General features: G+C 44.8%; 14 protein-coding genes and 1 pseudogene. 10 read left to right on the top strand and 5 right to left on the bottom strand.

Features of this window, described 5'->3' with window-relative positions; genetic code table 11:
• Positions 1-26 precede the first annotated feature (26 nt).
• Complete coding sequence (locus tag J3492_RS09520) at positions 27-1,295, bottom strand: LD-carboxypeptidase (protein ID WP_341534112.1); 1,269 nt, start codon at positions 1,293-1,295, stop codon at positions 27-29.
• 214 nt (positions 1,296-1,509) lie between these two features.
• Here J3492_RS09520 and J3492_RS09515 point away from each other — a divergent pair, with 214 nt between their 5' ends.
• Positions 1,510-1,950, top strand: a complete 441-nt coding sequence (locus J3492_RS09515; protein WP_207991817.1) for a YkvA family protein — start codon at positions 1,510-1,512, stop codon at positions 1,948-1,950.
• Positions 1,951-2,416: 466 nt separating this feature from the next.
• Here the strand turns inward: J3492_RS09515 and J3492_RS09510 are convergent, their stop codons facing one another.
• Positions 2,417-3,022 carry a hypothetical protein gene (locus J3492_RS09510; protein WP_243453203.1) on the bottom strand — a complete coding sequence of 202 codons (606 nt, stop codon included), beginning with the start codon at positions 3,020-3,022 and terminating at the stop codon, positions 2,417-2,419.
• A gap of 288 nt (positions 3,023-3,310) precedes the next feature.
• On the opposite strand from J3492_RS09510, the gene dnaQ reads away from it, so the two are divergent.
• From dnaQ to J3492_RS09465, 9 genes are all read left to right on the top strand, one after another.
• Positions 3,311-4,912, top strand: a complete 1,602-nt coding sequence (gene dnaQ / locus J3492_RS09505; protein ID WP_207991816.1) for a DNA polymerase III subunit epsilon — start codon at positions 3,311-3,313, stop codon at positions 4,910-4,912.
• 138 nt (positions 4,913-5,050) lie between these two features.
• Complete coding sequence (locus J3492_RS09500) at positions 5,051-6,733, top strand: hypothetical protein (protein WP_207991815.1); 1,683 nt, start codon at positions 5,051-5,053, stop codon at positions 6,731-6,733.
• 56 nt (positions 6,734-6,789) lie between these two features.
• The gene (gene nudC / locus J3492_RS09495) at positions 6,790-7,743 is read left to right on the top strand and encodes an NAD(+) diphosphatase (protein ID WP_207991814.1); all 954 of its coding nucleotides are present in this window, start codon (positions 6,790-6,792) and stop codon (positions 7,741-7,743) included.
• 100 nt (positions 7,744-7,843) lie between these two features.
• Positions 7,844-8,674 carry an RnfABCDGE type electron transport complex subunit B gene (locus J3492_RS09490; protein WP_207991813.1) on the top strand — a complete coding sequence of 277 codons (831 nt, stop codon included), beginning with the start codon at positions 7,844-7,846 and terminating at the stop codon, positions 8,672-8,674.
• Positions 8,675-8,721: 47 nt separating this feature from the next.
• A complete protein-coding gene (nth, locus tag J3492_RS09485) occupies positions 8,722-9,417 on the top strand; it encodes an endonuclease III (protein WP_207991812.1) in 696 nt (231 codons plus the stop codon).
• Positions 9,418-9,475: 58 nt separating this feature from the next.
• Positions 9,476-10,072 carry a DJ-1/PfpI family protein gene (locus tag J3492_RS09480; RefSeq protein WP_207991811.1) on the top strand — a complete coding sequence of 199 codons (597 nt, stop codon included), beginning with the start codon at positions 9,476-9,478 and terminating at the stop codon, positions 10,070-10,072.
• 145 nt (positions 10,073-10,217) lie between these two features.
• On the top strand, positions 10,218-11,384 hold the full coding sequence (metK, locus tag J3492_RS09475) for a methionine adenosyltransferase (protein ID WP_207991810.1): 1,167 nt from the start codon (positions 10,218-10,220) through the stop codon (positions 11,382-11,384).
• Positions 11,385-11,418: 34 nt separating this feature from the next.
• On the top strand, positions 11,419-11,781 hold the full coding sequence (locus tag J3492_RS09470) for a DUF3144 domain-containing protein (protein WP_207991809.1): 363 nt from the start codon (positions 11,419-11,421) through the stop codon (positions 11,779-11,781).
• Between the two features lie 307 nt (positions 11,782-12,088).
• Entirely contained in the window at positions 12,089-12,415 is a 327-nt protein-coding gene (locus tag J3492_RS09465; protein ID WP_341534110.1) for a hypothetical protein, read from the top strand.
• A gap of 65 nt (positions 12,416-12,480) precedes the next feature.
• Here J3492_RS09465 and J3492_RS09460 read toward each other — a convergent pair whose 3' ends face one another.
• The 3 genes and pseudogenes from J3492_RS09460 to J3492_RS09450 form a co-directional block, all read right to left on the bottom strand.
• A complete protein-coding gene (locus J3492_RS09460; RefSeq protein WP_207991808.1) occupies positions 12,481-14,136 on the bottom strand; it encodes a BCCT family transporter in 1,656 nt (551 codons plus the stop codon).
• A gap of 202 nt (positions 14,137-14,338) precedes the next feature.
• Positions 14,339-14,722, bottom strand: a pseudogene (locus J3492_RS09455) (transposase family protein); the annotation flags it as partial.
• 8 nt (positions 14,723-14,730) lie between these two features.
• On the bottom strand, positions 14,731-15,236 hold a 506-nt coding region (locus J3492_RS09450), incomplete at its 5' end, for a transposase family protein (RefSeq protein WP_207988982.1).

Here is a 15,236-nt window from a genome sequence, read left to right as displayed (position 1 = left end):
TACTTAAGACCAGCTATCTGACTTTTTTATGGTGAACCAAACTGCCATAACCCTTCCTGATTAACCGCACTAGCCTCAACGGTAGGATAATCAGAAAACCTAAGCTGATAGCCGCCATCATCATCACTACTAATCTCACATCTCGCCCCGAGCGGAAAGCTGTGTTTTTGTGCAATATGTCCAAATCTCATACCACTATAGATCGGTAGTCCAGTCAGACGATGCAGCTGACGAACCACCGTCGCCACATCATAGCGTTTGTCATAGCTGTCCTCGCCCTCACCTGTGATTGAGCCAAAGACGATGGCTTGTTGTCGCTTAAAGGCGCCAGCCAAATACAAATCATAAAGCATACGTTCAATGCGGTATGCCTGCTCCCCCACGTCCTCTAAAAACACAATGCCGCCATCAACGTTTGGTAAATACTCACTGCCCGCCAGCGCCGACACCACACTGAGATTGCCACCCCATATCGTGCCCGTCAGTGTCTGGCTCGCAGTAGTGGCCAACACAGGGGGTAATTGGGTGCTGGTTAGATCTGCATTTTGCACACTGATACTCAGCTTAGGGTCAGTAAGCGCTTTCACAAATTGGCGGCAACTGACCTCATCTGGTGTAGTCTTACCAAACTCACTATAGAGCATAGGTCCAGCAAGTGAGCTCATCTGTCCTTGCGCCAGTAAGGCACACTGAATGGCAGTAACATCACTAAAGCCTGTCAGTATGGTGCCACGCTCACGCATCACACGTCCTAGTGTCTGCCAATCAACGAGTGGCAACAGACGCATGGCACCATAGCCACCACGTACTCCAAGCAGCAGTTTTGGCGCAGTTATTGCCCCGGTGGCAATGTTTTGCAGATCGCTTGCTCTTTGCCCATCCGTTCCAGCAAAGCGCAAATATTGGCGAGCAACGATATCAGGATTGTGTACTTTAAACCCAGCGCAGGACAGTCGCTGTAGTGCCAACTGGCTACGCTCCTTACTGCCACTCATATTGGAGCTGGCAAACAGTCGGGTATCAATAGTTGGCGGCACGCACATGGGCGTAACGGCTACAGCTTGATTGCTTTTCGCTACTGAAATGGGCAAGTCATCTTTGGTCAGCTGAGCATGAGCACCTCGATCACTGCTTCTAAACGGCACCGCCTGAGCCCAGCTCTGCGTGGCTAGTAGCCCTGCGCCTGCCGTCATGCCTAACTGATGAAAAAACTGCCGACGACTCAGCGTCACTCGTCTTTTATTAGCGCTTATCATGGCTTCTCTTTTAGGGTTGATCTGATTGACCGTAGTCATTTTAGATATCTCTATTTGAGTAACGGTCATTTTATTAGGATGGTGATTTACTTATGGTTTGGGTTTACTGTGTGTTCGATACCAGTAATCATCTGGCTGGGATGTGTTTGATGCTTCGATCATGGTACTGACAGAGACTTATTTGGCGCATGGCTTGACTCTTGCTATAGTAAGTGCTGATAGGTTTTTATTCAACGAGTAAAAGGAGGTAAGCATGAGCGCCAAAAAAGAGCAAAAAGATAAGTCAGATCTTTTAAACAGTATCAAGGTGATCTTGAGTAAAGAAGACAAGCTAAATGAGCAACTAAAGGCTGACAAAGGGCTTGAACGTTACACCAAAGATTTACTACTGCTGATGAGCTTGGTCAAAGACTACTACCAAGGCAACTATCGCAGCATCCCTTACAAAACGATTTCGGCAGCAGCAGTTGGCTTACTGTATGTACTTAATCCGATAGATATCATCCCAGACTTTATCCCTTTTATTGGTCATATTGATGATGCCTTGGTACTGGGTTTTTGTCTTAAACTGATAGAGAATGACTTAAAAAAATACCAATCATGGAAAGAAAAACAAAAAGCATCTAATAATACTGATACAGCAAAATTTGATGCGACAGACACAAGCACAAAGTCAGAATCAGAATCAAAGTGAGAAAGACCTAAGCCCAGTGGTTAGTACCACAGGCTTTAAGTGTTAATGAGGCACATTATAATTGTTGTTTTCTGGGTTCAAACCAAATGAGTATACAAAGGTCGCAACCAAGCTATTAACAATGATGAATGGCAGATCAAGGCTCATATGCCCAAGTAAATACCGCCCTATCAGCCATGACACTACCAACATAACTATAAAAAAACCGCCTAAATATCCCAAAATAACAGGGTGCTTTAAACCGTAAGGCTGCTCGGGTGCAGGCTTTTTGTTCAATATATAATGACGTACTGCCCACCCAGCCACATAGGATAAACCACCCAAAATTACATAACTAAAAAAACTCATATCATCCGACTCAATTACATCAAAATTAAGGATCAGTCCGCAGACCCTAATAACAGAAAACTCAACAGAGACTTGATAAACATCTCGTTATAGATACCAACTTAGGCTTCATATCACCTCACTGGCTACCGTCATTGACATTATCAATCACAATATTGGCGTGAGGATTATTTAGCAGATTCGTATTGATCTCATCACACTTTACTTTATAGATAGTATTGGCACCTTTATAGATATAAGACAAATACTCGCTATCTAATAGAGGGTCGATATTTGCATATACGGGCTTGACATGCGCCATCACCAAAAACCTATCAGGACGAGCAATAACCGCATCGACATTGTCAGGATCGATTGAAAAAAACTTAGGTATGTGGGTGCTATCTAACACCTCTAGCGGTTCAGGGTCATCCCATAAGCGATTGGCGCTAGCAGACTCTTTCATTTGCATGACCCAATTGCCCTCTTGCTTACTGATTTTGATTTGTGCTGGCGTCTCATAATTGACGGTATAGCATCCAGCAAATACAGATAGATCGGTTTTGGCTGGTGGCGTTGCGCTGTCACTTACTGAGTCATCATCGCTACAACCAGTCAATAGTAGCAGACCGCACACCATGCCACTGATAGTAAATGTGGCAAGTTTCTTGCATAGTTTAGTAGGTGCTTTGGTAAATGATTTATCGCCAAAAATGGTCAAACGAGCCTCTGGGGGGTTATGCATGTCGGCATTATCCTGCATTAGAAAGTTTTGAGGTCTGATATCATCAGTTGTTGCTAGAGCGTAGATACGCTTTTAATAGCATGCAAGTAGCAGCAGCCATTTTAACAGAAAATAATGGCCCTGCTGTTTTGATATTTTACTTCGTAGCCTTATCGCTAGTAATGACCCATCTCAGTCTGGTATTTGTTATAATCAAGCGCATTATTGCGAGTAAGACCAGCTGGCACTTTCTATGTTGTTGTGAGGCTGAGCATGATCCATTAATCATCAATAGGGTTTATAGTTTTTATGTCAGACTCTTTTTCTTCATCACTATCCACATCTAGCGATACTGTGGCAGACACTGTGAGTACCCATCAGAAAAACACAGCCGACCCGCTAGCAGCCAAGGCAGATACGACGGTTGCCTATACTGATGGTGCTTGTAAAGGCAATCCTGGAGCAGGCGGTTGGGGCGCTCATCTGATATATGGTGATGGTCATACTCAAGATTTATACGGCGGTGAAGCACAAACCACCAACAATCGTATGGAACTGATGGGCGCAATAAAAGCGTTGGAACATAGCCCAAAAAATTTAAAGCTGGAGATATGGACGGACTCTAGCTATGTAAAAAACGGTATCACCGAATGGATAGACAACTGGAAAAAACGAGGCTGGAAAACAGCCAGTAAAAAACCTGTAGCCAACCAAGATCTATGGCAGCAGTTAGATGAGCTTCGTCAAGAGCGCACGGTCGAATGGCACTGGGTAAAAGGTCACGCTGGACACGCAGGCAACGAAAAAGCTGATGAACTGGCAAACCTAGGTGTCACCTCTAACAGCGATACAAAAAAGTGTAAAAAAAAAGCTCATATAGCGGCTGATGACGACTGGCTACACTTTGACCCATTGGGCTTTAACATGATGGAAGAGGCAGATGGTTTATCAGACAATCTGCCATTATCTGAGACAGGCTCGAGCAATACAGTCCATACCGCAGACAACCGTAGACAACCAATGCATGGTAATACTATGACAGCAGATACAGTCACAGCAGATAACAATAGGTCGAACAACCGTATGACGGAGACTCACTTGGCAGAAGCCAACACGCCAGCTGAATCAGCGGCGTTGCCAGAGTTTGATGGTGATACCAGTCGTGCTAACCCAAATTTTCGCCCCCTATTACCCGAACCCATTCATCGCCATGAAAGCAATCGCCAGTTGATTATGGATACCGAGACCACAGGCCTCGATGCTTTAAAAGGTGATCGAGTGATCGAAGTGGGTATTGTGGAGCTGGTTGGTCGTAAGTTTACGGGTGAAAAGCTGCATGTCTATATCAATCCAGAGCGTGGTATGGATGAAGAAGTCATTCGTATTCATGGTATCTCTGAGGCTTTTTTAAGCGATAAACCGACTTTTGATCAAATCGCCAAACCCCTCTATGACTTTATGGATGGGGCAGAAATCATCGCTCATAACGCCACCTTTGATATGACATTCTTATCTATGGAGTTTGACAAGGTGGGGCTGACTGATTTTGCTCAACGCGTCAAAGTCACTGACTCTCTGGCGCTGGCCAAACAGCAATACCCTGGACAGAAAAACACCCTTGATGCGTTGGTACGCCGACTTAATGTAGGTAAGCAAGATCGAACTTTTCACGGCGCTTTACTTGACTCTGAGATCTTAGCTGAAGTTTATCTGGCAATGACAGGTGGTCAGGTCGCCCTAGCTATCGAGGATGATGCAGAAGCAGACGGTGGTCATACCGCTCATATGAGCTTTGCCAGTTTGGCTGCCATGTTAGTCAACTCTAAAGCAGACAATGATGCAAATCAAAGCTGGTTTGCCAGTCTAGCAGACGACTACCCTGAGATTAAAGCTAAGATGTCACAGTGGTAAAAATGATTGACTAAGCACAATGCCATACCTCTTCAGCTGTTTAGTGTACGACAATAAATGGCTTAATTGAGCGATAAATGGTTTATCATCTCATCTATGACCCAAACACAACTTGATCAGCATTTTATGGAAATAATTATGAGCCAAGCTGAAAACAAACCTCTAAGTACTACCAGTCTGAGTATTAGCAACTTCAATCTTCCTTCGTTGCACCTACTCTATGATGAGATTGTTGTTATTCTAAAAGATAGCGAGAATCATTTGAGTGAGTTCAATGACGACGCGTCTCAAGCGCCATTACTATTAGACTCTGTCGACGTGCTGACACAGTTGTCTTGTATTTTTGACTTAATTGGTTTAAAAGGTGGGCAACTCCTTAGCACTGCTATCATGCTTGGCTTGCAGACACTTTATGACAATGGCCATAATAATGATACAGCGCTGATTATGGATCTATCAGAAGCCATTATGACGTTAGATCGCTATGTCGAGTTTGTCTTACTACATGAGACGATAGAGCCAACATTATTGTTACCTATTATCAATAAGCTACACGACCATATTCACAAAGACGCTATCGATGCTACTTACTTCTCTGACTTTGGCAGTAGTAGCGTTGTCATTGCTAATCCTGAGCAAAACTATCAGCCATTAAGTGAGCTCAACCTTGACATTGAGCTGTTGACCAGTGCTTATCGGAGTGGCTTGGGTGTAGCGCTCACACAAAAAAGTGGCCTGCTAACGGCAGATGCACAACAAAAACTAGATGCAATGAGTGCTGCCTGTGCTTTGATTGCCTCTCAAACCAGCAGCTTGTTTTGGCAAGCGGCTGAAGCGGCGGTAACGGACTTAAAACACATCATACCGTTAAATATGAGTCAAAAGCACACCCTCATCTATCTAGAGCAGCAATTTCATCATTATTTGCCAGTTATAGATAAGCGTTTTGCCGATTTGGTTGGTTTTGCTTGTCAACGTGACAACAGACAGGCACAAAAGCTTCGTGAGCAATACGCCATCAACCAGCTAGAGTCGCCGCAACGTAAGCAACTGGAGCGTTTCTTATTTGGTCCCAATCGTGCCATTACAGATACGCTAAACAACCTCATTCAACAACAAATCAATGCTATCAAAGAAAAAGCGGACAGCTATGCCCGTGACGACACGCTAAATGCCTCTGCCGGTCAAGTGACATCGATTGCAGAGAGCTTGGCTGAGCTGAGCTCTACGTTACAGTTACTGGGCTTAGATGATGCGGCGACTGCATTAGAGTCTGCAGCGACCGCAGTAACACAATGGCATACACCAACACCTGAGGACGTTGATCATCTGCTGTTGGCACTTATGCTAGCAGAAAACGCTGCCACAGCGATGGCCAGACGCCATACACCAGGCATGACACACCTACCTATGAACAATCAGCATATCTCATTGCACCAACTAGACACTTCATACGCCACCTTGGCAAAAGAAAGCCGTTCTATGATAGCGGATATCGAGCAGACGATGAGTGACTATTTGAGCGACCCTAATAAGGACACAGCTGGCTTTCAAAACACACCTGGCATGTTACGCCAAATAGTAGGTGCCATGCGGTTTTTACAGATTCCTGCAGCTGCCAATCTACTGAGCCAGCTCGCTACTCATATAGAGCAGCGCCTAGCAGACCATGAAAACATTGATGAGCAGACATTGGCACGTATCGCCGATGTCCTTATGGCAGTAGATTATCGTTTAGACAGCCTTGAAAACAACCGCCCTGTTAGCAAGCAGTCTCTCGATATTGCATTAGACAGCTTGAATCAACTGCTGGCTGCTTAAGGGCATTTGGCAGGACTCACTATAAACACACGCTTCAATATTTTGGATAGTTCACAATGACCACCGCTTTTGTATTTGATAACGAGACTGTCTTATGTCGACATACAGTAACAGGCTGGTGGCCATTGCAAGTGACCCTTCCAAAAACTGAGGCAACTGCAGCCTATCAGGTAGGACGTGTGACACTGCTAGAGAGCTTGGCATCACGTCATTGGGAAGATACGTGCGACACTGCTGAGACTGAGGACTTTGCGGCAACTTTTGCCATTACTCTAGAGCACGCCCAAACACAAGATATTGCCATTCCTGACTTGAATATAGCTGCTAGTACGAGCCGTTCTGTCGCTGACACAGCAGACGGTAGCAGTGACGTCAATGAGCAGCAACGCATCGAGTTTGTGTCTTATCGACAGCTTATCACCCAGTTGCCAGCAGCGCTTGCTGCTCAGCTCAGCCAAGCCGCTCAATTGCTACGGTGGCAGGCAGATACCCAGTTTTGTAGTCGCTGTAGCGCCCCCGTTTCTGCCGACTCATCTGGTGAGCGTGCCATGGTCTGCTCCGTCTGTCATTTACGTCAGTACCCCCGTGTGCAGCCGTGTATTATTACTGCCATTACTCGACCCAACCCTAAGACCGGAGAGATGCAAATCTTACTGGCACATCATCACCGGTATGGCAAACCAAGCTCAGCGCTACAATACGGGCTTATCGCAGGGTTTGTAGAGGTGGGCGAAAGCTTAGAGCATGCGGTGGTGCGTGAAGTCGCCGAAGAGGTGGCCATCCGCTTAACTGATATTCGCTATATCAGTAGTCAGCCATGGCCGTTTCCGTCTAATTTGATGTTGGGTTTTCGGGCAGCGTATGCCAGTGGTGATATTGCGATACAACAAAAAGAGCTGTCACATGCTGACTTCTTTGATATTTCAAACTTGCCTAAAATCCCTTTTAAAGGCAGTATAGCGTATGAGTTGATCGCTCAGATTGTACATGAGCAAGGAATGTCCCTTTAGCGTAACGCTTACAAATGAAACCATCGACGATATACTCATATCTATCATGCATAACTGATCTATACACCCTATTTCTTACCAGCTTTAAGGCCGTTTTGAAATGCCTAGTAATATTGACACACGCTTAACAAACCTGCCGCTATTATTCGATACATTGAACCTAGACGCACTACCATCCGATGTACAGCAGCAGATTGCAGCCATTGATGCTTGCCTACCGCAAACCCAGTGCGGGCTTTGTGAACATCCAGATGGGTGCTTGCCTTATGCAACTGCTATCGTGGTAGAGGGCGAGCCTTATAACAAATGTGTGCCAGGTGGTCAGCCTGTCACAGACGCTATTCATCACATACTTAACCTCAACCACGAGCAGCCCCTGATGGCTGCAGATTCACAGTGGCCGATAGACCCGGTGACCGAGCGCCCTACTGAGGTTCGTGCCATCATTCGTGAAGATGACTGTATTGGCTGCACCAAATGCATACCCGCCTGCCCTGTCGACGCTATCGTTGGTACGGGCAAACACATGCATACAATTTTTACCGATTTATGTACTGGCTGCGAGCTGTGCATAGCACCTTGCCCCGTTGACTGTATTGATCTGGTCCCTATCCATCGTGAGCCCACTGAGGAGGCTCGCACTCAAGAACAGGACAACTTACGACAGCGTTATCATACTCATCTAAACCGAGTGACCAAGCAGCTGGCTGCCAGCAGCAACACCAAGCCTGTCGTCAGTATGGTGGAGGCCAAACTCAACAACGTGGCCAGTCAAGCACTAGATATCAGTGAACAACAAGCCAAAGACACCATTGCCGCAGCTAAGCTAAGAAGTAAGATTAAAAAACTCGAAAAACAGCTCAGCATACGAGCGAATGCGAAAAAAGAAAGCGAGCTAGCGGCCTTGAAAATCGAGCTGGCACAACTATAAAAGTACTTTTGAAAAGCAATGAACGTTTAGAAAGATGAAGCCACATTATGAGTAAGACGGTCAAACATAAAACAGCTGAGACTCCGCCCTCCAGACGCATGGCCAATCGAAACGTACGGCCATTTTTTGAAAAGCTTGCAGCGACCATCGATGAGCCAGTCACTGAACTCAACTATAGTAGTGATTTTGAGCTACTGATTGCGGTGATTTTGTCAGCGCAAGCGACTGATGTGAGTGTCAATATCGCCACCCAACAATTATATCCTGTAGCCAACACGCCTGAAGCCATACTTGCGCTGGGCGAAGAAGGTCTAAAGTCTTATATCAAAAACATTGGCCTGTATAACTCTAAAGCCAAAAACGTCATTAAGACCTGCCAAGACCTGATTGAAAAATTTGATAGTACCGTCCCTGACAACCGCAAAGACTTAGAGTCTCTCGCAGGGGTCGGCCGTAAGACGGCTAACGTGGTGCTCAACACCGCTTTTGGACAGCCGACGATGGCGGTTGATACTCACATCTTTCGAGTGGGTAACCGCACAGGTCTGGCTACGGGCAAAACCGTCTTGATGGTAGAAAAAAAGCTGGTCGAGCGCATTCCAGAAGACTTATTACTCGATGCTCATCACTACCTCATCTTGCATGGACGCTATACGTGTCAAGCACGTACGCCCAAATGCGGGGCTTGCCCGGTTTATGAGGAATGTATGTTTAAGGATAAAGCCAAGTTTGTAGAGCTGTAAAGGTTCTTTATCGTTCACTTACACTGTTTTTAAAACAGTTCCTCATTAGGAAACAATGATGCAAACACTCACCGCCCTTATATTTGATAACTTTGAAACGCTTGACTTATTTGGACCGATTGAGATGTTCGGTAGTCTACCTAAGCATTTTCGTATTCAACTTGTCTCTATGACAGGGGGTATTATTCATAACCATCATGGAGTTTCCCTACATACTAGTGCGGTAACAGAGTTAGAGCATCAAACTGATATATTATTGGTTGTTGGTGGCAAAGGTACTCGTCAAGTAATCGAAGATCATAGGTTTCTACAGACTCTAATCAAGCTTTCTGATGACGCTGACTGGGTGCTCAGTGTCTGTACTGGTAGTGCATTATTAGCGAAAGCTAATATTTTAGATAATAAGCGCGCAACCTCTAATAAGCTTGCTTGGCAATGGGTTGTTGAACAATCAAATAAAGTTGATTGGGTACAACAAGCCCGCTGGGTAGTAGATGGTAAGTTTTATACCTCTTCAGGTGTCAGCGCTGGAGTGGATATGACGCTTGGTTTTATTGCTGATAGACATGATATTGATACTGCAAGGCAGATTGCTAACTATACAGAATACCGTTGGCAAGAAGACAGCCAACTTGATGGTTTCTACAATTGTTAGCAGCAATGCCTAATACTAGAGTTTTACTTCGATTCACGGTAAAATGTGCTAATTTTTTGATTCACTTTCGCCTCTTCTTTTCTATTAACACTCAATTATGACTGATTATTACTTCTAACAGTCCTTGCAATTAAGCGATCCAACTATGCGTGAATACAACTTATTTACCTCAGAATCTGTAAGCGAAGGCCATCCTGATAAAATGGCTGACCAAATCTCCGATGCTATCCTCGATGCCATCTTACGTGAAGACTTGCAAGCACGCGTCGCTTGCGAAACCTTGGTCAAGACAGGTGCCGTGATCTTAGCAGGCGAAGTGACCACCACGGCCAATATCGATGTTGAGCGTATTGTACGTGACACTGTCAATGGCATTGGCTATCACCATTCTGACCTTGGTTTTGATGGTGAAACCTGCGCCGTTATCAATATGCTTGGCAAACAATCACCCGAAATCGCTCAAGGCGTGGATCGCAGCAGCCCAGAAGAACAAGGTGCTGGCGACCAAGGATTGATGTTTGGCTATGCCAGTAATGAGACAGATGTGTTGATGCCTGCACCAATCGAGTTTGCGCATCGTCTGATGGAACGTCAATCCGAGCTACGCCGTGCAGGTGATTTACCTTGGTTGCGTCCAGACGCCAAAGCGCAAGTGACACTGAGATATGATGGCGACACGCCAGCAGCCATCGATGCCGTGGTACTCTCCACTCAGCATGATCCAAGTATCTCCCAAAAGGATTTACAAGAGGCTGTGATGGAAAATATCATCAAGCAAGTATTGCCGGCTGACCTACTACATGCTGGCACCCGTTATCACATCAACCCAACAGGCAAGTTCGTCATTGGCGGTCCAGTTGGAGACGCAGGGCTGACAGGCCGTAAAATCATCGTTGATACTTACGGCGGTATGGCTCGCCATGGTGGCGGGGCGTTCAGTGGTAAAGACCCATCAAAGGTCGATCGCAGTGCTGCTTATGCCGTACGTTATGTCGCCAAAAATATTGTCGCTGCAGGCCTAGCAGATCGCTGTGAAGTACAAGTCAGCTACGCTATTGGTGTCGCCGAACCCACCTCTATTTCTGTCAATACCTTTGGCACCAGCAAAATCAGCTCTGAAGAAATCATTCGTTTGATTCGTACGCATTTTGATCTGCGTCCTTATGGCATCACCCAAATGCTGAACTTGCTTCAGCCCATGTATCAAAAAACAGCCACTTTCGGACACTTTGGTCGTGCTGGCTCAGATGTTGCCTTTACTTGGGAAAAAACAGATAAGGCTGAGCTATTAAGAGCTGATGCTGGCTTATAACTTTATACTTATATCTATTTAATAGGAATAACTTATGTCACAAGACAAGGCTCATGATCAAAATAATAATGGCGATACAAATATTGAAATCACTCCTGAAATGCAAGCGTTTTATCAACGTGCTGATGCCATTATTGGTCTGGCAAACAGTCAGCTTGGTCCTGACGCCCATTCAGGGCAAGTTGGAGCATCTTTACTATATGCTGCGGCCCGCTATAGTGCTTCCGTCGCCTCTATTGGCTTTGTCAAAGGCGAAGATTTTGCCAAAGAAAAAGACGATATTGTAGAGTTTTATGTCAAACAATACCGTCAAATGCTCAGTGATAATCTAACCGATTATGCACAAAACTTCGATAAGTATGTACAGCTCAATAAAGAAGACAAGACAGCTAACTAAACCCTTATGACATCCAAGTACTCAAAAGCCCAAGCTTAAATCAAGCTTGGGCTTTTTATTTATATAGTCGATGCACTTTAAAAAGAACATAGCGCTACTGGGGTGAATTTTGCGCAGCCTCTGTGATAACAGCACGCAAGTAAAATTGATACCAGTAGCGCGCTTAAATTTATGTAACAGTTTTATTTTCAACTGACTATATCTTTTAAATCAGCCCATACCCTAGCTGACTGAGCAAAAATAGTCTAAGATAAAATGAATGTCATTCGGCTCACTGACCATGTTTACAATGAAAAGGAGATTCATCGTGACAAAACACTCATATAAATCTTGGCTGTCATTGGTTGGGCTCTCAATAACTCTAGGATTAGTAGGCTGTAGTGAAATCGCAAGTGTGACTCAACCTGTTACCAGTGTATCTCAGCCACCACACTCAAACACCCAGCTTCCTGATGGCGCCTTTATCCAATGCCCACCCTTTAACCCTAATCAGACGATATGTACAGCACAATATGACCCTGTCTGTGTCAAGACAGAGTCTGCAGGTATCATCAACTATCGTACAGCAGGAAATGCTTGTTCAGCCTGTAGCACTCCTGACGCTATCGGCTATGTTGCAGGTGAGTGCTCTTAAGCCTGCGCTATAACGATAAACTGCTGATCCACCCTAGTCTTATTTAGCTGACCAGCCTAGACCGTTTATTCGCTCGCCTCTTTGATAGCTGGCGGGCCTTTAAGCAGGTCTTCATCAGGCAGCTCACTTGCCGAATTGTGCTCAGCCGACTCTTCGGTGATAAACCACTGCTGCTGACGATAAAGGATCAGATGATCTCGGCTCAAACCACGCAGTAGCGAATACATCATCACTAATATCACCACAGCAAAAGGTAAACCTGACACGATAGACGCTGCTTGTAGCGCCGTCAAACCGCCTGCCGCCAGCAGTACCGCTGCGATAACCCCTTCAGTACCTGCCCAAAACAAACGTTGGACTTTTGGAGGATCGGTATCACCACCTGAGGTCAGCATATCAATCACAAAACTGGCCGAGTCAGATGAAGTGACAAACCACAGGACAATCATGAGGACAATCAGCAAATTAAACACAGATGTCAATGGATAGGACTCCATTAACTTAAAGATCGCACTACCGGTATCTGCTCTCACAGCTTCTACCAGACCAGGACTTGCTATATCAGGATTGATTACGGACATCAGCTCCATATGGACTGCAGAGCCACCAAAAGCGGTGAACCACAAAAACAATATGGCCACTGGAATCAACAACACGCCTAAGGTGAACTCACGAATAGTACGGCCGCGCGAAATACGGGCCACAAACACACCTACAAATGGTGACCAGCTGATCCACCAGGCCCAATAAAATATCGTCCAAGAAGCCTGCCAGTTTTCTTGTCCTTCATAGGACTCCGTCCAAAATCCTAAAGGAATCACTTGATGTACATAGTTACCGATATTTTCGATAAAGCTATTAAAGATAAACTGCGTCGGACCTAAGATAATCACAAAACTCAATAAGATAATAGTCAAAAAGATATTGATATCACTTAGGCGCTTGATGCCTTTATCCAAACCTAAAAACAGCGACATTCCTGCCAATACAGTAATAATAGCAATCAAGATAATCTGAACACTGACATTGTTAGGAATGCCAAACAAGCTCTCAAGGCCAGAATTAATCTGCAACACCCCAAGCCCCAAGGTCGTCACCACCCCAAACATCGTACCAAATACCGCTAAAGTATCAACTGTATGACCCCAGCCGCCATAGATTCTTTTACCCAATATAGGGTACAGTGTCGAGCGTATGGCCAATGGTAAACCGCGACGATAGTGAAAGTAGCCTAGCGCCAAAGCGACCATGCCATAAAGCGCCCAGACATGAATACCATAATGCAAAAATGAAATATTCATCGCAAGCTTGGCAGAGGCGACCGTCTCACCCTCACCAAGTGGTGGCGCCATATAATGATATAGCGGCTCAGCAGTACCCCAGTACAGCAGCCCGATACCAATACCCGCTGAAAACAACATCCCGATCCAAGAGATAAGCTTATACTCAGGCTCCTCATTTTGATGACCCAAGCGAATATCACCATATCGGCTGAGTATCATATAGACACTCATCAATAAGGTGGTATTAATCACGGCAATAAAAAACCAACCAAAACGCAAAGACACAAAGGCTTTCGCTTGGTTAAACACCATTTCTGCTTGCTGATTAAATAAAGCACCAAAAATGATAAACAGCGTAATTAAGATGACTGAGGTCAAAAAGACAGGCCTACTGACTCGCGGAAAAGGGCCGACTCTACCAACTTTCACATGATCCATAGATCTTTCCAAAATTAAAAGAGCGTAACCATATCAAGACGCTAATGATTTATCAAATCTAACGCTTGCATAATGATCTTGTATATAGACAATATGTTAAAGCGTGATAGGTTTTTTTGTGCCTATTTGGCCAGCCACACTAAAAATAAAACCCCAGTCTCATTAAAAGATTGGGGTTTTGACATTAGACCTCTTGCAAAAGTCATAGTCTAAGCTCGGAATTAATGATACCAGCAAACAGCTTCATTCTAAGATCATAGCGCTGACGACGGTTGCGATATTTATGAGCCACGATTTTAAACAACTTGATTAAGCCTATTTTGTGTTCAACCACAATACGGAACTTTGCCAGATACTGATTGGCTTGTTTGCATATCTCCAATAACTGACCACCACGAGGTTTCTTAAATGGTGTGAAAGTTTGGTTATGTCGCTTTGCTAACCCTTGATAACCACTGTCTGCTAGATAGTTAGTGTTCTCAGGTAACCAATCAGGACAAGTATCTTTATACAGCTTAAAATCGTGGATGGACCCTTTACAGGTTTGCACATCAAGTATCAAACCGGTTTGCCAATGAACGATAACCTGCGCTTTTAAGGTGTGTTGTTTTTTCTTGCCGCTGTAGTAGTCTCTTTGGTTTTTTTTGGACGCTCAATTGGGGTTTCGGTGGCATCGACAATGACGACTGACCAATTGATGTCCTCATCGACACGACTAGGCAGCTTTTTGGGCAATTCAAACTTGCCAGAGTTAATCAGTGTGTCTTCTACTTTACGAATGATACGGCTAGCAGAAGACTCATGAATACCAAAGTCCATACTGATATGATAAAGCGTGCGGTATTCACGCCAATAAGTCAGGGCTAGTAGTATCTGCTCCTTAAGACTGAGCACACTTGGTCTACCTGATTTGGTCTTAGATGCTTCATGCTTTTGCATGGCCTCAAGCATGTCATAAAAAGTGGCTTTATGAATGCCAGTGTAGCGTTTAAAACCAGCGTCACTTTGTTTGAGTAGCTTATCTATGTTTGGCATATCTATTAAGTAAGTAGAGTTCAATAATATACGTTGTGTCTGACAACTACTTTTGCAAGAGGTCT

It is taken from the genome of Psychrobacter coccoides, from assembly GCF_017498085.1.
Taxonomy (GTDB): Bacteria; Pseudomonadota; Gammaproteobacteria; order Pseudomonadales; family Moraxellaceae; genus Psychrobacter; species Psychrobacter coccoides.
Note: the sequence above shows the minus strand (reverse complement) of the source record. Positions and strands in the feature narration are given on the sequence as shown.